The 21,004-nt window shown below is 62.8% G+C and carries 18 protein-coding genes; 11 read left to right on the plus strand and 7 right to left on the minus strand.

Features of this window, described 5'->3' with window-relative positions; translation table 11 throughout:
• Window positions 1-179 precede the first annotated feature (179 nt).
• From lplA to EB812_RS03190, 11 genes are all read left to right on the plus strand, one after another.
• Window positions 180-1,157, plus strand: a complete 978-nt coding sequence (gene lplA, locus EB812_RS03140) for a lipoate--protein ligase (RefSeq protein ID WP_118229784.1) — start codon at window positions 180-182, stop codon at window positions 1,155-1,157.
• Window positions 1,158-1,589: 432 nt separating this feature from the next.
• Window positions 1,590-2,645 carry a TRAP transporter substrate-binding protein gene (locus EB812_RS03145; RefSeq protein ID WP_118229783.1) on the plus strand — a complete coding sequence of 352 codons (1,056 nt, stop codon included), beginning with the start codon at window positions 1,590-1,592 and terminating at the stop codon, window positions 2,643-2,645.
• Between the two features lie 80 nt (window positions 2,646-2,725).
• On the plus strand, window positions 2,726-3,331 hold the full coding sequence (locus tag EB812_RS03150; RefSeq protein WP_118229782.1) for a TRAP transporter small permease subunit: 606 nt from the start codon (window positions 2,726-2,728) through the stop codon (window positions 3,329-3,331).
• A 14-nt stretch (window positions 3,332-3,345) separates the two neighbouring features.
• A complete protein-coding gene (locus tag EB812_RS03155) occupies window positions 3,346-4,686 on the plus strand; it encodes a TRAP transporter large permease (RefSeq protein ID WP_118229781.1) in 1,341 nt (446 codons plus the stop codon).
• 9 nt (window positions 4,687-4,695) lie between these two features.
• Window positions 4,696-6,063: an ethanolamine ammonia-lyase subunit EutB gene (locus tag EB812_RS03160; protein WP_118229780.1), complete on the plus strand. Its 1,368-nt coding sequence runs from the start codon at window positions 4,696-4,698 to the stop codon at window positions 6,061-6,063.
• Window positions 6,064-6,100: 37 nt separating this feature from the next.
• On the plus strand, window positions 6,101-6,907 hold the full coding sequence (eutC, locus tag EB812_RS03165; protein WP_242621176.1) for an ethanolamine ammonia-lyase subunit EutC: 807 nt from the start codon (window positions 6,101-6,103) through the stop codon (window positions 6,905-6,907).
• Window positions 6,908-7,132: 225 nt separating this feature from the next.
• Complete coding sequence (gene hlyD, locus EB812_RS03170; protein ID WP_130957820.1) at window positions 7,133-8,134, plus strand: secretion protein HlyD; 1,002 nt, start codon at window positions 7,133-7,135, stop codon at window positions 8,132-8,134.
• Between the two features lie 110 nt (window positions 8,135-8,244).
• Window positions 8,245-10,089, plus strand: coding sequence for an ATP-binding cassette domain-containing protein (locus EB812_RS03175; protein WP_118229777.1), 1,845 nt, complete (start codon window positions 8,245-8,247; stop codon window positions 10,087-10,089).
• 46 nt (window positions 10,090-10,135) lie between these two features.
• Window positions 10,136-11,257 carry an ABC transporter permease gene (locus EB812_RS03180; RefSeq protein WP_130957821.1) on the plus strand — a complete coding sequence of 374 codons (1,122 nt, stop codon included), beginning with the start codon at window positions 10,136-10,138 and terminating at the stop codon, window positions 11,255-11,257.
• 1 nt (window position 11,258) lies between these two features.
• The gene (locus tag EB812_RS03185; RefSeq protein ID WP_118229775.1) at window positions 11,259-12,401 is read left to right on the plus strand and encodes an ABC transporter permease; all 1,143 of its coding nucleotides are present in this window, start codon (window positions 11,259-11,261) and stop codon (window positions 12,399-12,401) included.
• A gap of 139 nt (window positions 12,402-12,540) precedes the next feature.
• Entirely contained in the window at window positions 12,541-13,011 is a 471-nt protein-coding gene (locus EB812_RS03190; protein WP_130957822.1) for a hypothetical protein, read from the plus strand.
• A gap of 293 nt (window positions 13,012-13,304) precedes the next feature.
• On the opposite strand, the gene EB812_RS03195 is transcribed toward EB812_RS03190, so the two are convergent.
• From EB812_RS03195 to EB812_RS03225, 7 genes are all read right to left on the minus strand, one after another.
• The gene (locus EB812_RS03195) at window positions 13,305-14,051 is read right to left on the minus strand and encodes an outer membrane protein (RefSeq protein WP_130957823.1); all 747 of its coding nucleotides are present in this window, start codon (window positions 14,049-14,051) and stop codon (window positions 13,305-13,307) included.
• A 170-nt stretch (window positions 14,052-14,221) separates the two neighbouring features.
• The gene (locus EB812_RS03200; RefSeq protein ID WP_118229773.1) at window positions 14,222-14,899 is read right to left on the minus strand and encodes an outer membrane protein; all 678 of its coding nucleotides are present in this window, start codon (window positions 14,897-14,899) and stop codon (window positions 14,222-14,224) included.
• Window positions 14,900-15,300: 401 nt separating this feature from the next.
• Window positions 15,301-16,584 carry an OmpP1/FadL family transporter gene (locus EB812_RS03205; protein WP_118229772.1) on the minus strand — a complete coding sequence of 428 codons (1,284 nt, stop codon included), beginning with the start codon at window positions 16,582-16,584 and terminating at the stop codon, window positions 15,301-15,303.
• An 81-nt stretch (window positions 16,585-16,665) separates the two neighbouring features.
• Entirely contained in the window at window positions 16,666-19,023 is a 2,358-nt protein-coding gene (gene priA, locus EB812_RS03210; protein WP_130957824.1) for a replication restart helicase PriA, read from the minus strand.
• 82 nt (window positions 19,024-19,105) lie between these two features.
• Window positions 19,106-19,978 (minus strand): UTP--glucose-1-phosphate uridylyltransferase GalU, encoded by an 873-nt coding sequence (gene galU / locus EB812_RS03215; protein WP_118229869.1) that lies wholly within the window; start codon window positions 19,976-19,978, stop codon window positions 19,106-19,108.
• Window positions 19,979-20,288: 310 nt separating this feature from the next.
• Window positions 20,289-20,531, minus strand: coding sequence for a glycine zipper domain-containing protein (locus tag EB812_RS03220; RefSeq protein ID WP_118229770.1), 243 nt, complete (start codon window positions 20,529-20,531; stop codon window positions 20,289-20,291).
• 30 nt (window positions 20,532-20,561) lie between these two features.
• A complete protein-coding gene (locus EB812_RS03225) occupies window positions 20,562-20,987 on the minus strand; it encodes a hypothetical protein (protein ID WP_118229769.1) in 426 nt (141 codons plus the stop codon).
• Between the last annotated feature and the right edge of the window lie 17 nt (window positions 20,988-21,004).

Below are 21,004 nucleotides of genomic sequence, written 5' to 3' on the forward strand. Positions count from 1 at the left end.
CTGACAAAGCCGGGCCTTCTGGTGTATGTCATGTCGGCGGGCGCGGGCTGCCGCGCCGTAATTGTCCGCCGTCAGACCGCCAAAAGGCGTTCCGCGGCGCGCCGTCAAGCGTTGGGCGGGCCTCTCATGGCCCTGGTCTGCCCCGCTGCAAAGGTAACCTGCGTGAGCTGAGGAGTCGCATGCGCATTCTGTACAATCCTTCCGTAGACCCCGCTTTCAATCTGGCCGCCGAAGACTGGCTGCTGCACCATACCAGTACGGATATCTTTATGCTTTGGCGCAATGATACGTCCGTCATTGTGGGGCGCAACCAGAACACCCTGGCTGAAATCAACCAGACCTTCGTGCTGGAGCGGCACATCCCTGTGGTACGCCGTCTTACGGGCGGCGGGGCAGTATTTCACGACCTGGGCAACCTTAATTTTACGTTCATCAGTTTGAACAACCTGGTCAGTCAGTTGGATTTCCAGCGTTTCGCCGCGCCCATGGTGGCGGCGCTCAACGCCCTGGGCGTGCCCTGCCAGTTCAATGGCCGCAACGATATGGTCGTTCAGGACAAGAAAATTTCCGGCAACGCCCAGCACGTGCACAAGGACAGGGTGCTGCACCACGGCACGCTGCTGTTCGCCTCTAATATTGAGGATATCTCAGGCGCGCTCAAACCTGGCGCGGCCAAATACAGCGACAAGGCCGTGAAAAGCGTGCGCAGCCGGGTGGGCAATATTGCCGATTTTTTGCCGCAACCCATGGGCATTGAAGATTTTACCGCTTACCTGCTGCGCTATATGACCGGCGACAGTCCGGCGGCGGACACCAGCCTGACCGGGGAAGAAACAGCGGCCATCACGGCGCTGGCGGCGGAAAAATACCGCTCCTGGGACTGGAATTTCGGCTATTCGCCCGACTACGGCTTCAGTCAGGCCACCCGCACGCCCGGCGGCGTGCTGGACGTGCGCATGGACGTGCAGGGCGGCCGCATTACGGGCCTGCGCCTGTTTGGCGACTATTTCGGCGTGCGGGACGTGGGCGAGCTGGAGGCCCTGATTGTGGGTTGCCAGCACGACCGGGCCGAGCTGGCCCAGCGTCTGAGCTCCGTGGACCTCAACGCTTACCTGCAGGGGGTGGACCTGGAAACATTTTTGGATTGTCTGTTTTGATTGCTGCGGCATCCTGCCGCAAAGGCAGCTTTTTTTTGAAGCCCCGCACTGCGGGGTTTTTTTGTACATCCTATGAAACAATTTTGTTTTATATGATATATTTAAAAATAGTAAATAATTAATCGATATTATAAAAAATTAGCGCCGTAGTTGGGCCTTGATTGTCACAAAAAAGCGTGCCGCAGCCTGTGTGTGAGCTAAATTTGTGTTGCAGTGGGGGACGAGATGGCCGGAAAACAGGAGTAGCAAAAAATAAAAATAAATTATTTTAATATTATACAGAAAAAGTCGGGGCCATTCCCGTGTTGGCACTGTGCTTGCTTAAGGGGAAGGAAAGAGAATGGCGCAGTGCTGTTGCAGCCCTTAGGGGTTGCTTGGGCCGCAGGTCATGCGGCCTTTTTTTGTACCTCAGCTTGCCCCAAGGAGGGTGACATGCAACGAAGGGAATTTTTGCGTAAGGCGGGTATGGGGGCCACGGCGGCCGTGGCCGCCTCCACGGGCGTGCTGCAGGCCGTAGAAAGCCGGGCCGCCAAGGCGCCCATCAAGTGGCGCATGCAGACCTATGCCGGGGCCGCGTTGGCCGAGCACGTCATCAAACCCCAGATTGACGCCTTTAACAAGGCCGCCAACGGGGAAATGGTCATTGAGCTCTACACTTCCGACCAGCTGGTGCCCACTAGCGAATTGTTCCGCGCCGTGCAGAACGGCACCATCGACGCCGCCCAGTGCGACGAAGATTCCATGTCCTCTCCGGCGGACGTGGCTATCTTTGGCGCGTATTTTCCCTTTGCCACCCGCTATTCGCTGGACGTGCCCGCGTTGTTTGAGCACTGGGGCCTGAACAAGATCTGGAAAGAAGCCTACGCCGAGATCCGGGGCGTGGAATGGCTGGGCGCAGGCTCCTGGGACCCCTGCAACTTCGCCACCACCAAGCCCATCCGCAGTCTGGGCGACCTCAAGGGGAAGCGGGTGTTTTCCTTCCCCACGGGCGGCAAGTTCATGAGCCAGTTTGGCGTGGTGCCCGTGAGCCTGCCTTGGGAAGACATTCAGGTAGCCCTGCAGACGGGCGAGCTGGACGGCGTGTGCTGGTCGGGCATTACGGAAGACTACACCTCCGGCTGGGCCGAGCAGTGCAAATACTACCTCACCAACAACATCTGCGGCGCGTGGATCGGCTCCTACTTTGCCAACAGCAAAAAGTGGGCGGAACTGCCGGAGCACCTCAAGACGCTCTTCAATCTCACCTGCGACAGCTCACACTACTATCGGCAGCACTGGTACTGGTGGGGCGAGGCGCACTACCGCGTCAACGGCGGCAAGATGGAGCTGACCTCCATTCCCGACGCCGAATGGGCCAAGGTGGAAGAGGCCGCCCACAAGTTCTGGGACGAAACGGCCAAAAAAAGTCCCCGTTGCGCTAAGGTGGTGGAGATTCTCAAAAAATACAATGCAGACATGACCAAGGCGGGACGTCCGTACCGTTACTGACAGGATGCGCCGCGAGGCTCGGTCCGGCCGGCCCCGCGGCGCACTGACACGCAACTGTTTCACCAGAAAAAGAGAATTCCATGCCAGGCTTCATCAAACTATACGTCCGCTACGTTGATGCCGTAAACCGCCTCGTGGGCCGTTGCGTGCTGTATATCATCTTCGTCATGATGGGAATTTTACTTTATTCGGCCTTTTCCCGCTATTTTCTTGATTCTCCGGTCATCTGGGGGGTGGAAATGGCGCAGTTCTGCATGGTGGCCTACTATATTCTTGGCGGCGGTTTCGCCCTCCTGGTCAACGCCCATGTGCGTCTGGACGTATTTTATGCGCGCTGGAACTGGCGCAACCAGGCCAAAGCTGACGTATGCACGTCTGTCTTTCTCATCGTATATTTGGGGTTTTTGCTCTATGGATGCCTTTCAAGCACCTGGTATTCCATAGAATTCAGCCAGCACAACAACACGGCCTGGGCGCCGCCCCTGGCGCCTATCAAGATCATCATGGGCACAGGCATAGCTTTGACTTTACTGCAGGCCTTCTCAGAATTTTTTAAGGCGCTGGCGCGCTCCCGTGGGCTGATTATCGAAGAAAATATTCCTGAGCGGCTTATTGTGGAAGGCAACCTGGAAGAGCTGCAGGGTACCACGGAAAAGCAACAGCAATCGGCTCAGGATAAGCCGTAAAGGACGCAACAACAATGCTGGATTTTACCTTTACCCTTTCGCATGAGACCACGGCCCTGCTGCTGTTTGCATCCATGGGGCTGCTCATGCTCACCGGGCAGCGCGTTTTTGCGGCCATCGGCTTTGTGGGGGCCGTGGCGGCGGCTTTTTTGTGGGGCACGGGCGGCTCGCAGATGGCCTTCAACGCCAGCATCACGCTCATGAAGTGGTTTCCCATGATTTCCCTGCCCCTGTTCATCTACATGGGCTATGTGCTGTCTGAATCAGGCATAGCCAATGACCTTTACCGCATGTTCCACGTCTGGATGGGCCCCCTGCCCGGCGGTCTGGCCCTGGGCACCGTGGGTCTGATGGTGGCGGTTTCGGCCATGAACGGCCTGAGTGTGGCCGGGCTTGCCATCGGGGCCAGCATCGCCATGCCGGAGATGCTCAAACGCGGCTATGACAAGCGCATGGTCACGGGCATTATCCAGGCGGGCAGCAGCATTGGTCTTATGATGCCGCCCAGCGTGGTGCTGGTGCTCTACGGCATGATCGCCCGCCAGCCCGTGAGCACGCTGTGGATAGCCGGCATTGGCCCGGCCCTGCTGCTGGCCGCCATGCTCACGCTCTACATCGTCATCCGCTGCAAGCTCAATCCGGCCCTGGCTCCGGCCCTTTCCAAGGAGGAGCTGGCGTCCATCAGTCCGGAAGAAAGGCGTCGTCTGCTGCGGGCAGGGCTGCTGCCTCTGGTCATCATCGTGGCCGTGACGGGTTCCTTCCTCACGGGCATGGCCAGCCTGGTGGAAAGCTCCGCCGTAGGCGCGCTGGTGGCCACGCTGGCTGCCTATTTCAAAAAGCGGCTGACCCGCAAGGTGATGAACGTGGCGCTGGTGCAGACCCTGAGCGTGAGCTGCATGTTCATGTGGATCATCATGGGCGCACTCTGCTTCAGCTCCGTGTTTGACGGTCTGGGCGCTGTGCACGCCATCAAGACGCTGTTTCTTGACGGCTGGCACCTGAGCCCCTGGGGCGTGCTCATCGTCATGCAGATATCCTTTCTGATTCTGGGCATGTTTCTGGACGATACCGCCATGCTTATCATTGTGGCCCCGCTGTATATTCCCCTGGTCAAGGCCCTGGGCTTTGACCCCATCTGGTACGGCGTGCTCTACACCATCACCTGCCAGATTGCCTACATGACGCCTCCTCTGGGCTACAATCTCTTTCTTATGAAGGCCATGGCCCCCAAGGGCGTAACCATGAACGACATCTACGCCTCCATTCTGCCCGTGGTTTCCCTTTTGCTGCTGAGCCTTATCCTGGTCATGATCTTTCCCGACATCGCCATGTATCTGACCAGGGCTTTCAAGTAGGCGGCCGGAATGGACAGCCGCACTTCTTTACGCGAGCTGCTGGCCAAGGCGTCGCCCCTGCGTTCGGGCGACATCCTGGCCGGGGTAGCTGCCGACAACGACGAAGAGCGCGTGCGCGCTCAGATGGCCCTGGCCGAAACGCCCCTCAAGCGCTTTCTGGAAGAGCCGGTGGTGCCCTACGAGGAGGACGAAATCACCCGTCTGATTCTGGACGGCCACGACGCCGCAGCCTTTGCACCGGTCAGTTCCTTCACGGTAGGGGATCTGCGCGACTGGCTGCTTACCGACGCGGCGGACGCGGCAAGCCTGGCGGCCCTGGCCCCCGGCCTCACGCCCGAAATGGCGGCGGCGGCCAGCAAGCTCATGCGCGTGCAGGATTTGATTCTGGCGGCCTCCAAATGCCGGGTGGTCAGCCGCTTTCGGGATACCATCGGCCTGCCCGGCCATTTTTCGGTCAGGCTGCAGCCCAACCACCCCACGGACGACGCCCGCGGCATCCTGGCCTCTACCATTGACGGCCTGTACTACGGTTCGGGCGATGCGGTCATCGGCATCAACCCCGCCTCGGACAGCCTGGAAAACATAGCCCGCCTCAACTATCTGCTGGACGGGCTCATCCGACGTTATGAAATCCCCACCCAAAGCTGCATACTCACCCATGTGACCAACACGCTGGAGCTCATCAACCGCGGCGTGCCCGTGGACCTCTGCTTTCAGTCCATTGCGGGTACGGAAAAAGCCAACGCCAGCTTTGGCATCAATTTGGCCCTACTGGACGAGGCCTGGCAGGCCACGCTGGATCTGGGGCGCGGCACAGTGGGCGACAACGTTATGTATTTTGAAACCGGGCAGGGCAGCGCTCTTTCCGCCAACGCCCACTATGGCGTGGACCAGCAAACCATAGAATGCCGCGCCTACGCCGTGGCCCGTCGCTACCGCCCCCTGCTGGTGAACACGGTGGTGGGCTTTATCGGGCCGGAATACCTCTATAATGGCAAGCAGATTATCCGCGCGGGTCTGGAGGACCACTGCTGCGGCAAACTGCTGGGCCTGCCCATGGGCGTGGACATCTGCTATACCAACCACGCAGAGGCCGACCAGGACGACATGGACACCCTGTTGACCCTGTTGGGCGCGGCGGGCTGCAATTTCATCATGGGCATACCGGGCGCGGACGACATTATGCTCAACTATCAGTCTACTTCCTTCCACGACGCCGCTTACCTGCGTAAGCTCTTGCATAAGCGCCCGGCGCCGGAGTTCGAGGCCTGGCTGGAAGGTATGGGCATTCACGGCCCGCAGGGAGAACTGCTGCCTCCCGACGGGGCCCTGCTGGCTTTGGAAAAGCAGGTGAGCGCGGCAGAAGAGGGCATTTGAGATGTCACGGCCCCGGTCTTCGTGTCCCAACCCTCCCGTGAGGGCTGATCCCTGGGGTGAACTGCGTGGCTACACTGACGCCCGCATCGCTCTGGGCCGCTGTGGCGTGAGCCTGCCCCACGACCAGTGGCTGCGCTTCCGCCTGGCCCATGCCCAGGCGCGGGACGCGGTGCTCACGTCCTTTGACGCGGCCGCCGTGCGCGCGGATCTGGAAGCCGCCGGGCTGCGCTGTCTGGAGCTGGCCAGTGCCGCCCGCCACAAGGATGAGTTTCTGACCCGGCCGGACAAGGGCCGTCGCCTGAGCGAGGCCGCTTACGCGGAGCTGGGGCGGTTTGCGGCAACGCCGGGCGTGGCCGGGGCGGACGTAAGCGTGGTTATCAGCGACGGGCTTTCGGCCCGTGCTGTGCACGAAAACGCGGCCCCTTTTGCCGTGGCTTTTCTGGAGCGCGTGCGGGCCGCCGGTCTGCGCGCCGCCCCTGTAGTCCTGGTGCGCTATGGACGGGTAGCCGTGGCCGACGAGGTGGCCTCTCTGTTGCGGGCCCGCCTGGTGGTCATTCTTATCGGCGAGCGCCCCGGCCTCAGTTCGCCCAATTCTCTGGGTGTGTATCTGACCTATGCGCCCTTTCCCGGCTGTACGGATGAAGCCCGCAACTGCATCTCCAACGTGCGCCCCGGCGGCTTGAGCATGGAAGAGGGCGTGCGCAAGCTCTGCTACCTGGTGCAGGGGGCTTTTGCGCGCGGCTTCACGGGCGTGCATCTCAAGGATGATATGCCTGCGGACTATCTGCCCTTTGCGCCGCAGTACGGCGCGCTTGCCGCCGGCGGCCCCGGTACGGACGGCTGAGCCTTGCGGCGCTTCCGTCGCGGGGGGGGCTGCTTGACCCCGCCTGCTGGACAAGCCCTCTGCACCCGGCTATGCTTCAGGTATGGCCGGGTTTTTGCGTCCGGAGCGTCCGGGCGGCCTGGCTGTCCAGGGGTTTTGAACATCCCGGCGGCGCAGTCGGTTACATCCGTGCCGTTGTGACGCAATGCGGCGCAAACCGCCCCGCCGATGGGGTGGGGGAGGCGTATGGCTATTTCCCGTAAAACGTTCGGCCTTGCGGCCGTGGGGGCCGTCCTTCTGGTGGCGGCCTTTTTGCTTTGGCGCTGGTGGGACCAGCGCGACCAAGGCCCGCTGACCCTTTACGGCAATGTGGATATCCGGCAGGTGGATCTGGCCTTTCGCGTGGGCGGGCGCATTGCGGCTGTGCTGGTGGACGAGGGCGACGCCGTGACGCCGGGCCAGCCTTTGGCGCGTCTGGATGTGGACCTGCTCACGCAGCAGCGCGATCAGGCCGCCGCCGTGCTGGCCCAGCAGCAGGCCGCCCTGGCGCGTCTGGAGCGCGGCTACCGGGTGGAGGAAATCGCCCAGGCCAAAGCTGATGTCAGCGCGGCCACGGCTGTGGCCGAAAACGCCGCCATCAACCTCAAGCGCGTAACAGCCATGCGCGCGTCCAACGCCATTTCACAGAAAGAGCTGGATAACGCCCGCGCCGGGGACAAGCAGGCCCGCGCCCGCCTGCGTTCGGCCCAGGACCAGCTGGACATGTTGCTTTCCGGATATCGTGAAGAAGACGTGCTGGCCCAGAAAGCGGCGGTGGACGCGGCAGCAGCCTCTCTGGAGCACGCGCAGATTCAGCTGCGCGACGCGCAGCTGGTTGCCCCGCAAAAGGGCATTGTGCTCACCCGCGCGCGCGAGGCCGGGGCTATTGTGCAGGCTGGGCAGACCGTCTACACCCTTACGCTCACGGACCCCGTCTGGCTGCGCGCCTATGTGGACGAACCCAACCTGGGCCGCGTCAAACCGGGCATGGCCGTGAAGATTTATGTGGACGCCGCGCCGGGCAAGGTCTTTTCCGGTCGGGTGGGCTTTATCGCCCCTACGGCGGAATTTACGCCTAAAACAGTGGAAACGCGCGAGGTGCGCACAGCTCTGGTTTACCGCCTGCGCGTGCAGGCGCAGGATCCGGAAAACGTCATGCGCCAGGGCATGCCCGTGACTCTGGTGCTGGAGGACAGCCCCGCGCCATGACGGCCGCAAAATTGCAGATGCCGTTGGGTGGGGAGGCCCCCGCCCGGCCGGAGGCCGAGAATCCCGCTGGCCCGGAACCCTCCGTTGACGCGTCCCCTAATGCGAAGGGCATGGCAGACGCCACTGGCCCCACTGCCGCGGCGGGCGCAGTCTCTCCCTCCACTGTTTTTGCCGTGCGCCTGGAGGGCCTGACCATGCGCTTTGGTCGTGGTCGGCAGGCCGTGACGGCCCTTGACCGCATCAACGCCGTGGCGCCCGCCGGGCGCATTACGGGCCTGGTGGGGCCGGACGCGGCGGGCAAGACCACCCTTATGCGCATTCTGGCCGGGCTCATGCCGCCCACTGCCGGCAGCGTGCGCATCTTCGGGCAGGAGCCGCAGGCCCTGTTGCGGGCGCAGCCCAACAGCATCGGCTACATGCCCCAGCGTTTCGGCCTGTATGAGGATATTTCCGTTCTGGCCAATTTGCGGCTGCACGCCAGCCTGCGCGGCCTGACCGGCGCAGCGCGGGAGGCGCTTTTTGCCCGGCTGCTGGACTTTACCGCCCTTGCCCCGTTTACGGAGCGGCTGGCCGGGCGGCTTTCCGGCGGCATGAAGCAGAAGCTGGGCATTGCCTGCGCCTTGCTGGGCGCGCCTCGCCTGCTTTTGCTGGACGAACCCGGCGTGGGCGTGGACCCCCAGTCCCGCCGGGAGCTCTGGCGTATGGTGCAGGATTTGAGCCGCGACGGCATGACCGTAGTCTGGTCCACGGCCTATCTGGACGAGGCCGCGCGCTGCCCCACCGTCATCATGCTGGACCGTGGCGGCGTGCTCTATGCCGGGCCGCCGGAGGAACTCACCGCCAGGACTGTCGGCCGGGTTTTTCTGCTCCGGACGCCGCCGGGGCTGCACCGCACGGCCTTGGCGCAATGGAGCATGCGTCCGGGCGTGGAGGACGCGCTGATCCAGGGCGCCCGTCTGCGTCTGGTGTTGGCCGCTGACGCGCCTCCGGCCCTGCGTGAGGAAGTGCTGGCCCAGGGCGGCGAGCCCGCGCCCCCGCGCCTGGAGGACGCCTACATGAGCGCTCTGGGCGGCATCAGCCAGCAACCTTCGCCTTACGCCCGGCCATCGGCCGCGACGGCGGAAGGCCCCGCGGCCCCCACTGGCGGCGCGCGTGCCGCGGGGACGCCGCAAGACCACAGCGTCGGGACCGCAGGGGCGGCCGCCGCGCCGCGCATCGCCGCCCGCCGTCTGACCAAGCGCTTCGGCAGCTTTGTGGCCGCGCGGGACATTACCTTTGACGTACGCGCGGGCGAAATTTTTGGCCTGCTGGGTCCCAACGGCGCGGGCAAATCTACCACCTTCCGCATGCTCTGCGGCCTGTCGCGGCCCACCTCCGGGGACTGCGCCGTGGACGGCGTGGACCTGCTCACCGCCGGCAGCGCGGCGCGTTCGCGGCTGGGCTACATGGCCCAGAAGTTTTCGCTGTATCCGGACATACCCGTGGCGGAAAACATCAAAATTTTTGCCGAGCTCTACGGTCTGGACCGAGAGCGCCGCAAGGCCCTGTTGCCCGTGCTGGCCCGCGCCCTGGAGCTGGAGGACTATCTGCACAGCCGCACGGGCGCTTTGCCCTTGGGGCAGAAGCAGCGGCTGGCCCTGCTTTGCGCTACCCTGCACCAGCCCCCGGTGCTCTTTCTGGACGAACCCACTTCCGGCGTGGACGCGCGCACCCGCCGCGATTTCTGGAAGCATATCACGGCTATGACCGCCGCCGGAGCCTCGGTGCTGGTGACCACCCACTTCATGGAGGAGGCCGAATACTGTGACCGCATTGCCCTCATCTACAGGGGGGCCATGATCAGCATGGGCACGCCGGACGCGCTTAAGGCCGCCTGCCCCGGCCTGCAGGACCCGACCCTGGAGGAGGCCTTTATCGCCAGTATTGAGCGTTACGACAAGGAGCACCCCCAATAAAGGGCGGCGCGGCCGCGCGCGGGCTGCGGAGCTGACGGTGAAAAGTATGAAAAAATCTTTGTGGATACAGCAGCTTATGGCCCTGGTGGGCAAGGAATTTCAGCAGATAGTGCGGGATCCTTCCTCCTATCTGGTGGCCGGGGTGCTGCCTTTCATCTTTCTGCTTTTGTTCGGCTACGGCATCACCCTGGACGCGGGCGTGCTGCGTCTGGCCGTGCTGGACCAGAGCGGCGGCCGCCACGCCCTCAGCCTGGCGGCGGATTTTGCCCATTCCCCCTGGTTTGCCACCCGCCCGGTGGGGGATATGGACACGGCTGCGGAGTACATGCGCGATTCTGTAGTGCAGGGCGTGCTGGTCATCCGCCAGGATTTCGACGCCGTCCTGGAGCGCGGCGGCACTGGGGTGCTGCAGGTGCTGGTGGACGGCACGGAGCCCAACACGGCCCAATACATCCAGAGCTACAGTCAGGGCCTGATCACAGCCTGGCAGGCCGCAACCCTGGGCAGCGGCGCGGCCGCACCCGTCAGCCTGGAGCCGCGCTTCTGGTATAATCCGGCGGCCAAGAGCGTGCAGTTTCTGGTGCCGGGGGCCATTACGGTGATCATGACCCTCATCGGCACCCTGCTGACCTCCCTGGTTTTTGCCCGCGAGTGGGAGCGCGGCACCATGGAGGCCATGTTCGCCACGCCCGTAAGCCGCATGCAGCTTTTGCTGGGCAAGCTCATTCCCTATTTCTGCATGGGCATGTTCAGCATGGCCCTCTGCGCCGTGGCGGCGGTGACCCTGTTTGCTGTGCCCTTTCGCGGTTCCGTAGCGGCGCTGCTGCTGCTGTCTTCCGTCTTCATGTGCAGTGCCCTGGGCCAGGGGCTGTTCATTTCCGTCACCTTGCGTGGGCAGCTGGTGGCCGCCGAGGCCGGGCTGTTTTCCGGCTTCCTGCCAGCGCTGCTGCTCTCCGGCTTTGTGTTTGACATCAGCAGCATGCCCCTGGCCCTGCGCGTTCTTACCCGGCTTCTGCCCGTCAGCTACTTCAACACCTGTCTGCGCACGCTCTTCCTGACCGGAGACGTGTGGGCCGTGTTTCTGCCCAGTCTGGCCTTTATGGGGCTGCTGGCCGTTGTGCTGTTGGGGCTGGTCTACAAAAATCTGGTCAAGCGCCTGGACGTGTGAGATGGCCGTCTTTTCCCTTCCCCGGCTCAACTGGCGGCGCATGCTCACCATTGTGCGCAAGGAACTGCTGGTGCTGTTTTGCAACCGGGTTTCCCGCACCCTGATCATTGTGCCGCCCCTGCTGCAGATCGTGGCCTTTGGCTGGGCCGCCACCCTGGAAGTGCGCAATGTGGACGTGGCCGTGCTGAACCAGGACAACGGCCGCTGGAGCCGGGAAATCGTCCGCCGCATTCAGGGCTCGCCCACCTTCCGCAGTGTGAGCTTTCTGGAAGGGGAGGCGCACATCCGCCCGGTCATGGAGCAGCAGCGGGCCCTGTTCATCCTGGTCTTTGACCAGGAGTTTTCCCGCCGCATTGAAAGGGGCGAACCGGCCACGGTGCAGGCCATCCTGGACGGCCGCCGCTCCAACGCCGCGCAGATCGCCGCCTACTACCTGGAGCGGCTGCTGCGCCCCGTGGCCCTGGATACGCCCCTGGGCCAGGAAGCCCGCAAAGCCGCAGCCCCGGACCTGGACGTGCGCGTGCGCTGCTGGTTCAACCCTAACCTGGAGTTCCAGTGGTTTTTTCTGCCCAACCTCATCGGCATGCTGAGTTTTATGCTGGGGCTGGTGGTTACGGGACTTTCCGTGGCGCGGGAGCGGGAGGTGGGCACCTTTGACCAACTGCTGGTTTCGCCCGCCACCGCCACGGAAATCGCCCTGGCCAAACTGGTGCCCGGTTGCCTGGTGGGGCTGGCCCACGGCACCATTTTCCTGATCATTTCCGTGTTTGGCTTTGGCGTGCCTTTTACCGGCTCCCTGGTGCTGCTGTACCTGGGCATGCTGGCCTTTGCCGTGGCCTCCGGCGGTATGGGGCTGATGGTTTCCTCCCTTTCGGCCACGCAACAGCAGGCTTTTCTGGGGGCCTTTACCGTGGGCGTGCCCTGTATTCTTATTTCCGGCGCGGTTACGCCCATCAACAATATGCCCGTATTTCTGCAGTACGCCAGCCAGATCAACCCCATGCGTCACTTTACCGCCATTGTGCAAGGGGTGTTTCTGAAGGATATTACCGTGCTGGCCGCCATGACGCATCTGGGCAAGATCATTCTTATCAGCGCCGTGGCTGTGGCCGTAGCTGTGCGTATGTTCAAACGGCGAACATAGAGCCATGCGCATTATTTTGCGCTGCCACGGCTTTTGTCTGGCCCTGAATAATCCCTGGGGCTGTGGCGCAATAGCTGTGCAACCCTTTTGTTGTCTGTACTACAATGCGCCCGCCGGACGTCGGGCTCTGGAGAAGAAGATGTGGCGAAAACTGTTCTGCAGTCTGGTTCTGACCGTAGTGTTGCCCCTGGCCGCCTGGGCCGCCCCCCTGACCACCCCCTACTACAGTCTGGATCTGCCCCCCGACTGGGTGGTGGTCAGCGGGCCGGTCAAGCTGCAGGACGCGGTGCAGGTTTTGTTGGGACAAAAGGACCACAAGGCTTCGGCCCTGATTATTGCAGGGCCCGCCCAACCCGGCGAAGCCGAGCAGGCCGCCCGCGCCAATGCCCAACGCCTGGGCGGCGGCAAACCTGTACTTCGGGCCAGCGGTCAATGGGAATTTGCCTTTACGCAGGAAGGCGTCACAGGGCTGGGCCTGGCCAGGGAAGACCCTGCCGCCGGGCTTCTGCTCCTGCTGGTGGTCAGCGGGGACCTGCCCCGTGCGGATTTTGTCTATCGTATGCGCGGGCCTCACAAGACTCTGCTGCCCGTCAAGCCGGCAAAGCCCTGAGCTGTGGGGGCGCGTTTTTTTGAAGAGGGATAGTCGTTACAGAAATGCTGATGCGCATGACTCCCTTACCCCAAAGCTGATTTTGGAGCCAAGGAAGAAAAGCGCAAAAATGGCTGCGGCTACAGAAACAGGCGCACCCCGGCCGGTATGGCAAGGCCGCAGGGCGGGGCCTTTGCGGCAGGAAGGTTGCGCCGCCGGCCGGGGTACTTTTTCTTGGTCAGGACGGCCCGGTGCGGCCCCCATGCTGCAGAGCAATGCTGCGGACCGCACCGGAGTGATTTCTGGCTGTGCGGCTAGAAGGTGTACCGCAGGCCCAGGCTGAATTCGTTGGCGTAGGGCGCCATGCCGATTTTTTCTTTACTGCCCAAAAGGTTTTTTTCTGTTTCGCTGTAGCTCAGACCCACAAAACGGTAGGCCAGGTCGGCGGAGAAGTTTTCGTTGAAGGCGTAGGAGCAGCCCGCCCCGGCGTTCCAGGCGAACACGGTGTGGGTCTCGCTAAAGCTGTCGCTGATGCTAGCCGTCTGCCCGTGAGCTGACGCCGCAACCTCAAGCTCGTACTTGGTGCGCAAAAAACCCAGGCCGATGCCGCCGCCGATATAGGGGGTGAAGGCCGTGTCGTTGTGGAAGTCCCAGTAGGCATTAAGGAACAGGGTCTGCAGGTTCCATTCGCCCTTCAGACTGGCGTCGGCTGTATCGGCTCCCTTGCTTTTTGCAAAACTATTCACCGCAACCTTGGCGGTGTCGTTCAGATCCCAGGTGGTGGTGCTGTTGGTGCGGATGGCGTACTCAATTTCCGTACGCACGGGCACCTGGTTCTGCGGGTAAAAATCATAACCCACATAAATGCCGCCGCCCACGGTGTTCTGGGTATAGTTGTCCACATCGAAGACACTGGAAATTCCTGAACTTTTGGATACAGAGCCCGTGCTCTGGATGGAATCCAGGAATTTCAGCCCCACATACACGCCGTTGGTTTCCGCCAGGGCCGGGCTGGCCAGGGCCACCATCAGGCCCGCCACAAGAAGCATCCTCTTGAGCATCTTTCTTCCTCCTTTGCTGGAACAGGGTATGAAAAAAACACGCTTAGTATATAATCAATAATCTATATGTCAATAAAAAACGTTAGTTCTCCCGCAGTCCCTGCGCTGGGGCACAAAAAAGCCCCGGCAAGAACCGGGGCTAAGCAAGAGGCGCTTGTGCCGTATGCGGTTTAAAACGCGAAGCGCAGGCCCACCATAAATTCGTTGTTGTAGGGACGGTTGCCGATTTCGTACTTACGGCCGTTGGAAGTGGCGCTCACTTCGTTGTAGCCCAGGCCCACAAAGCGGTAGGAAGCATCGACGGCGAAGTTTTCATTGAAATTGTAGGCCACGCCCGCGCCCACATTCCAGGCGAAGTTGGTGAAGCGGTCGTCGGCGGAAAACTTGTTGCCGTTGTTGTCGGTGAAATCATAGCCCACGTAGTTGAAGGCCATACCCAGACCGGCGCCCACATAGGGGGTGAAGGCCGTGTCGTTGTGGAAATCCCAGAACAGGTTGGCAAAGAGGGTGGAGCTGTTCCAGGTGCCCTTCACCTCGTTGATGTACTGGCCGCCGTCGCTCCAGGTTTTTTCATTGTTGCCGCGCAGGGCGAATTCAATTTCCGCGCGCAGGGGCAGCATCTGCTGGGGCCAGAAGTCATAGCCCAGGGCAAAAGCGCCGCCCAGGGTGAACTGGCTGTAGCTGTCCACGCCAGAGCCGGCCAGGGCGTCTGTGCGCTCCGTGTTGCCGGTGCTCTGGATGCTCATAAGAAATTTGGGAGCCAGATACATGCCCGTACCTTCGGCAGCGGCCATGCCCGGCAGGGCCAGGGTCAATACAAGCGCCAGTGCGGCGATAATGCGTTTCATGACAGTCCTCCTGTGTGCTAACCCTTATAAATGTCAAGGGCAGCTTTAACTTTGGCCTAACCACTAGAAAATGTCAATAGCTTTTCTATAGTTCGTGGTGCGGCTCGGCGCAGCGCCGCTCCAGACGTCCGTTCGGCGGCGCAGGTAAAGGCCCGCCCCTGGGGTTGCGTAAGCAGACGCCAGCCACGCAGGTTACGCGCAATGCGTGTGCGCGGGTACGCGCCGGAATGCGCGTGTCGCAGACTTTGAGCAGGCATATCCTCAAAAGGAAGCTGCCTAGAGCAGTTAGCGAATGAAATGAGCTAACTGCTCTGCAAGGATTTTCTTGAAAATCCTTGCCACGAAATGCGAGAAGGCAGGCTTTTGCCTGCCGTAAGCGAGCATTTCAAGTGTTAAATGCTCTAGAAGGCATACGCCAGTGAAACCATATAGACATTGGCCGCAACATTTTTGGATTGCCCCCCGCTGATGCCGGAAAGCTGGTTGCGAATGCCGCTTGCATCGGTGCGGTCGTAGTCCGTACTGTTGATCCAGAAGTGGGCGTAGGCCAGATCCAGGGTCCAGTTGTTCCAGGCAAAGCCCGTGCCCAGGCTGAGCATCTGGCGGCCGTTGACGGGCATGATGTAGTCTGCGTGGTCTTCGTTGAGCACCGGCGTTTCGTAGGCGAAACCGGCCCGCAGGGTCCACCAGTCCAGGGGGCGGTATTCCACGCTGGCGTTGAAGTTCCAGCCGTCCCGCCATTCCTTGTTGTTGACGGAGCTGTACCCGTTGTCCATGTAGATATTCAGGGCGTTGTAGGTGGACCAGCGCGTCCACACCGCGCCCACCTCAAAGCTCAGATTGTCCAGGGGCTTGTAGGCAATGCCCAGGGCGGCGGAGTCGGGCAGCTGTAAGGTCGTGTTGGCCGAGCAATCCCTGGCGGCGGGCAGGTGCTGGCCCATTTTGACAAGCATGTTCTGGTCATGGCGGCCAAATTCCACATCGCCGTCCAGGCGCATGGTCACCTGGCTTTTGTAGCTCAGGCCCACAGACCACTGGTCGCTGAGGCGCATGTGCAGGCCGAACTGCGCGCCCATGCCCCAGCCGGTGCCTTCCAGCTGCATGTCGTTGTCATACTTTTCGAGGGTGGGGGTAACTGTGGGGATTTTGTTGCCCATGTACATGTGGGCGTACATGGCTTCCACCCCGGCGGAAACGGAAAACACGTCGTTGAGCTTTACGGCCAGGGTAGGCACAAAGGAAAAGGTCTGCACGCCCACGTCGTACACACTGTAGCGGCCGTCCCAGTTGCCGGAAAAGCTGTTGCCCAGGCCGAAGCGTGAAAAGGCCGCCAGCCCCAGCCAGACCCGGTCGTTAAGCTGCTGGGTCAGGTAGGCGTGGGGGGCGGTCCAGATGGCCGGCTTGGTAAAGGTGGTGTGCCGGCTGCCGTCCTGCATGTCGGCTTCAATGCTGCCGTACGGCGCAATAAAGGCAAAGCCGCCCATGACCTGGGTGCCGGGCAACTGGGTGATGCCCGCCGCATTGTAGGCCAGGGCCGAAGGGTCGTTGGCCCGCCCCACCATGCCGCCAGCCAAGGAAACGCCCCTGGCGCTCCATTCGTTAAGGGCAAAGCCCTCTGCCAACACCCCGGACGCGCAGCACAACACCAGCGCCAGGCCCAAAACACACGCGCGCAGACCCCGCATCACTCCTCCAGTACCCTAGAAAGTGCCAAGAAATGCACCGACAGCGGCAGCCCCGCCGACAGCACGAAATACGAAGGAGTTTCACAACATATTTACGGGATCAAGGTCAAGAAAAAGTCGCAGGTGCGCGGCTGCTTTTTGTTGCCGCGCGAAAAAAAAGACCTGACGCAGCGCTTGCCAGTCCTGCGCTTTCAGCAGGCAGGAGAAGCGCTTGCGTCCGCGCAGCAGGGCCAGGGGCGCGGGTGCGGGGCCCAGCATCTGCACGCCCAGTTCCCTGGCCCTGCCGCGCATGGCGGCGGCCACGGCATTCAGGGCCTGGGGGCCCTCTTGCGCCTCCCTGGCAAAGGAAATGCGCACCAGAGCCAGACGTACAAAGGGCGGGTAGCGCCGCAGCCGTCGGCGGGCCAGCTCTTCCGCATAAAAGCCTTCGTAATCCGCCGTGCGCACAAACTGCCAGCAGTAGTGGCTTACGTCGCGGGTCTGGATGAGCACGCGGCCGGGTTTTTCTCCCCGGCCGGCCCGCCCGGCGGACTGCACCAGCAGCTGAAAGGTGCGCTCTGCCGCGCGGTAGTCGGGCAGGTTCAGGCCCAGGTCGGCGTCGGCCACCACCACCAGGGTCACCTGCGGAAAGTGGTGCCCCTTGGAAAGCATTTGCGTGCCCACCAGGATGGGCGCTTCCTGCCGGGCGAAGGCGGCGAGGATTTCTTCCATGCGGCCGGGACGGCGGGTGCTGTCCCGATCCAGACGCAGTACGGGCCCGCCCGCCAGTACGCCCAGGCGTTCCGCCAGGCGTTCCGTGCCCTCGCCCAAGGGCAGATAGTCCGTGCCGCCGCAGTGGGGGCAGGGCGTGGGAAAGGGCAGACTATAGCCGCAGTAGTGGCAGACCAGGCGCTCCAGCCCCTTGTGGTAGGTCAGGCCGATTTCGCACTGCGGGCAGCGCAGCACGCGGCTGCAGTCCAGACAGTACATGAGGGGCGCGTAGCCCCGGCGGTTGAGCAGCACCACGGCCTGTTCCCCCCGGGCCAGGGTGGCGCGCAGGGCCTCTTCGCTGGCCGGGGCCAGGGGGCTTTGGCCGGCTGCGGGGGCAAGGCTGCCGATATCCACCAGGTCCACAGGGGGCAGATCCCTGCCGCCCACGCGCCGGGGCAGGCGCAGCAAAGGCAGACGCCCTGTTTCCGCCGCGTAAAAAGTTTTGAGGTCCGGCGTGGCCGAACCCAGCACCAGCAGACCGCGGTTCTGCGCCGCGCGGAACCAGGCTACCTCCTTGGCCTGGTAAGCCAGGCTTTCTTCCTGCTTAAAGGAGCCGTCGTGTTCTTCGTCCAGCACAATGCAGCCCAGCCGGGGCACGGGCAGAAACAGGGCCGAGCGCGTGCCCACCACCAGGCAGGGATCCTTGCGTTCGGCCAGCTGGCGGAAGGTGGCCTCCCGTCGCGTTGGGGTCTGGTAGCCGTGGTGGAAGTAGAGGGGCGCTCCCGGCAGGGCGCAGGCCGCGTCCCGCCGCAGCTTGTGGGCCAGGGCCACCTCCGGAGCCAGCAGCAGCAGACTTTTGCCGGCAGCCAGGCAGGCCTTGGCCAGCTCCAGATACACGGCCGTCTTGCCGCTGCCTGTTACGCCGAACAGCAGGCGTGAAGCCGGGGCCTCCGCGCGCAGGGCCGACAGCAGGTTGTCGAGGGCGGCGGTCTGGTCCGCATTGAGGCTGAACGGGGCCGGAGGCGGCGGCAGCAGGGACTGTTCCAGGGCGTCCGTGGGGTCTTCGGCCTCCTCTCGCTCCAGCGCCACATGCCCGGCCTCAATGAGGCTGCGCAGGGCCGGGGCGGCCTGCTGGCCCAGGTTGCGGAGCAGTTGTCGGCGGCACACGGCGCCGTGGGCGTGCAGGTATTCCAGCACGGCGATCTGGCGGGAGGCGGCGGGGCGCACGGGCCAGGGCGGGTCCACGCGCAGCAGGCAGAGTTCTTCGCTGGCCGCGTCCGTGCCCGGCGGCAGCAGGCGGGCCGCGTTGGAAAGCAGGGCCTGGGCCAGCTCTGCCCTGGTTTCCTGGTCTGCCGCACGCAGGCGCGCCAGAGGCCAGACCGCTGCCCGGCCTTGGTGCAGGCAGTGCAGGCGCACGCCCGTCTTGCGCAGGCCCAGGGGCAGCACATGCCCCAGAATACTGCCGGGCGTTAGCCCTTGCCGACGGGCCAGGTCCTGGGCCAGGGCCAGCAAATCCGGCGCGAGCAGCGGGGCGGGCTCCAGAGGCCAGCACAGGTCTTTGCAGACAACGCCCGGCGGCAGGTCGATCTGCGCGCTGGTTTCCAGCAGCACGGCGGCCCGTAGGGCGCCCCGGCCCAGGGGCGCGGCCACGCGCAGGCCCGGCTTCCAGAATTCCACGGGAAATTCCGTCGGCAGGCTGTAGCTCAGACTGGCGTAGGGCGGGCTCAACAGGGCGACGGTGGCGTACATGCGGCACTCTTGACGGTAAAACGCGAACCCCTCCGCGGGCGCGGCCTGCGGAGGGGCAAAAAAGGCGCGGGGCGCGATGGTATCAGTGGAACTGCACGATCTTGCGCAGTTTGTCCAGCAGTTCGTAGCGCAGTTCCTCATCCTGCAGGGCAAAGTAGATATTGGCCGTGAGAAATTCGGCCCAGTCGCCGGCGTCAAAACGCATGCCGGTCATGCGCACGGCCATCATACCTCTTTCCTGGGCCATAGCCTGCAGGGCGTCGGTAAGCTGTATTTCGCCGCCGTGGCCGGGCGTGACTTTTTCCAGATAGTCAAAAATATCCGGCGTAAGCACGTAGCGGCCCACAATGGCCAGGCGCGAGGGCGCGTCCTCGCGCCGGGGCTTTTCCACCATGCTTTTGATGCGGTAGACGCCTGGGGTCACTTCTTCGCCGTCAATGATGCCGTAGCGGCTGACTTTTTCCCACGGCACTTCCATGACGCCAATGACGGGCATGTTTTCCGCCAGGGCCACTTCTTTGAGCTGACCGATGCCCGGCACGCCGCCGAACATGAGGTCGTCGCCCACCATGATGGCAAAGGGGTCGTCCCGCACCAGCTCACGCGCACAGAGTACGGCATGGCCCAGGCCCAGCTGTTTTTTCTGGCGCACGGACATGATGTTGACCATTTCCGCCACGCGGCGCACTTCGGCCAGCTTGTCCAGCTTGCCGGCCCGCTGCAGCACGGCTTCCAGCTGCAGGTTGTAGTCGAAATGGTCCTCGATGACGCTTTTATCCCGGTTGGTCACAAAGATGACGTCTTCAATGGCTGCCCGCTGAGCCTCCTCCACCACATACTGGATGACGGGCTTGTTATAGATGGGCAGCATTTCTTTGGGAATATTCTTGGTAGCGGGCAGGGAGCGCGTGCCCCATCCGGCCACGGGGATGACGACCTTGCGAATATCCTTCATGTCTGCCTCCAGGTTGGGGGGATTGCTTTCCATAATCATGGGCCAAAAAAGATTGTTGGGCAAGCGCCCCCCACCCGTAAAACGCCCGTGGGGACGCCCGAACGCACGCCTGCCGCAAGGGTGGGCGGCGTTGGGCTGCGCGCGCAATGCCGTAATATTTGCCGACTGTTGCAGCAGGTGTGCCCGCAAGGGCGGGCTGCGCCGATAAAATCGGGCACGGCCAAAGCGCTGTGCCGGGAACAAAAAAGGCCGCCCCGCTTGCGGGCGGCCCTGTATGGGCGGGGCAGCCCCGCCCGTAGTTGACAAAGTTTTACCAGCTTTTGTTCTTGCTTTGCTCGTGGCCGATGATGCCGCCGGCCAGCGCGCCCACGCCTGCGCCGGTAAGCGCGCCCCAACCGGCCGAGCCGCCGGCGATGGCGGCCACGCCCGCGCCGCCCAAAGCGCCCAGGGCTGCGCCGCTGGCTACGCCCTGCTGGGTTTTGCTCATGTTGGTGCAGCCCAGACCGCTGGCTACCAGCGCGGCCAGAAGGCCAATCATCAGGAATTTTTTCATAACTGTCTCCTTGCGCCTTGCGCAGCCTGCTTATTGCGCGGCCAGACGCGGCGCGATGAGTTCGTACCAGATCACGTCCATGACCGGGCGGTCAAGGTGCTGCGGATTGGCGGCGTACCACTTGTCCACTTCGGCCGCCACCTCGGCACGGCTCATGCCCTTGAAGGCTTTCATCCAGCCCTTTTCAAAAGGGGAGAGGGTGTAGACCGGGCGTTTGCCCGCCTTGGCGGCTTTTTCGGTCAGTTTTGCATTGACGAAGTATTCCACGGTAATAGCAGTTTCCACCCCGAAGAGGAAGGAGGCTTTTTCAGATTCTTCGGTGCGCTGCCAGACAGTCCCGGTGAATTGCTCTACGGGGTTGTCGCGCGTGGTGTGCGGCCCTTCAGCAGCCAGGGACGGGACGCAGGGCGTCGCCAGGGCCAAGGCCAGGGTCAGACTCAACAGTGTCTTTTTCACACGAAGCTCCTTTGGGG

The organism is Desulfovibrio legallii (assembly GCF_004309735.1).
In the GTDB taxonomy this organism is placed as follows: domain Bacteria; phylum Desulfobacterota; class Desulfovibrionia; order Desulfovibrionales; family Desulfovibrionaceae; genus Desulfovibrio; species Desulfovibrio legallii.

What these genes read in the sequence shown, in the direction of transcription:
- lplA (WP_118229784.1), top strand. Translation starts at nt 180, where the DNA reads ATGCGCATTCTGTACAATCCTTCCGTAGACCCCGCTTTCAATCTGGCC.
- EB812_RS03145 (WP_118229783.1), top strand. Translation starts at nt 1,590, where the DNA reads ATGCAACGAAGGGAATTTTTGCGTAAGGCGGGTATGGGGGCCACGGCG.
- EB812_RS03150 (WP_118229782.1), top strand. Translation starts at nt 2,726, where the DNA reads ATGCCAGGCTTCATCAAACTATACGTCCGCTACGTTGATGCCGTAAAC.
- EB812_RS03155 (WP_118229781.1), top strand. Translation starts at nt 3,346, where the DNA reads ATGCTGGATTTTACCTTTACCCTTTCGCATGAGACCACGGCCCTGCTG.
- EB812_RS03160 (WP_118229780.1), top strand. Translation starts at nt 4,696, where the DNA reads ATGGACAGCCGCACTTCTTTACGCGAGCTGCTGGCCAAGGCGTCGCCC.
- hlyD (WP_130957820.1), top strand. Translation starts at nt 7,133, where the DNA reads ATGGCTATTTCCCGTAAAACGTTCGGCCTTGCGGCCGTGGGGGCCGTC.
- EB812_RS03175 (WP_118229777.1), top strand. Translation starts at nt 8,245, where the DNA reads ATGGCAGACGCCACTGGCCCCACTGCCGCGGCGGGCGCAGTCTCTCCC.
- EB812_RS03180 (WP_130957821.1), top strand. Translation starts at nt 10,136, where the DNA reads ATGAAAAAATCTTTGTGGATACAGCAGCTTATGGCCCTGGTGGGCAAG.
- EB812_RS03185 (WP_118229775.1), top strand. Translation starts at nt 11,259, where the DNA reads ATGGCCGTCTTTTCCCTTCCCCGGCTCAACTGGCGGCGCATGCTCACC.
- EB812_RS03190 (WP_130957822.1), top strand. Translation starts at nt 12,541, where the DNA reads ATGTGGCGAAAACTGTTCTGCAGTCTGGTTCTGACCGTAGTGTTGCCC.
- EB812_RS03195 (WP_130957823.1), bottom strand. Translation starts at nt 14,051, where the DNA reads ATGCTCAAGAGGATGCTTCTTGTGGCGGGCCTGATGGTGGCCCTGGCC.
- EB812_RS03200 (WP_118229773.1), bottom strand. Translation starts at nt 14,899, where the DNA reads ATGAAACGCATTATCGCCGCACTGGCGCTTGTATTGACCCTGGCCCTG.
- EB812_RS03205 (WP_118229772.1), bottom strand. Translation starts at nt 16,584, where the DNA reads ATGCGGGGTCTGCGCGCGTGTGTTTTGGGCCTGGCGCTGGTGTTGTGC.
- priA (WP_130957824.1), bottom strand. Translation starts at nt 19,023, where the DNA reads ATGTACGCCACCGTCGCCCTGTTGAGCCCGCCCTACGCCAGTCTGAGC.
- galU (WP_118229869.1), bottom strand. Translation starts at nt 19,978, where the DNA reads ATGAAGGATATTCGCAAGGTCGTCATCCCCGTGGCCGGATGGGGCACG.
- EB812_RS03220 (WP_118229770.1), bottom strand. Translation starts at nt 20,531, where the DNA reads ATGAAAAAATTCCTGATGATTGGCCTTCTGGCCGCGCTGGTAGCCAGC.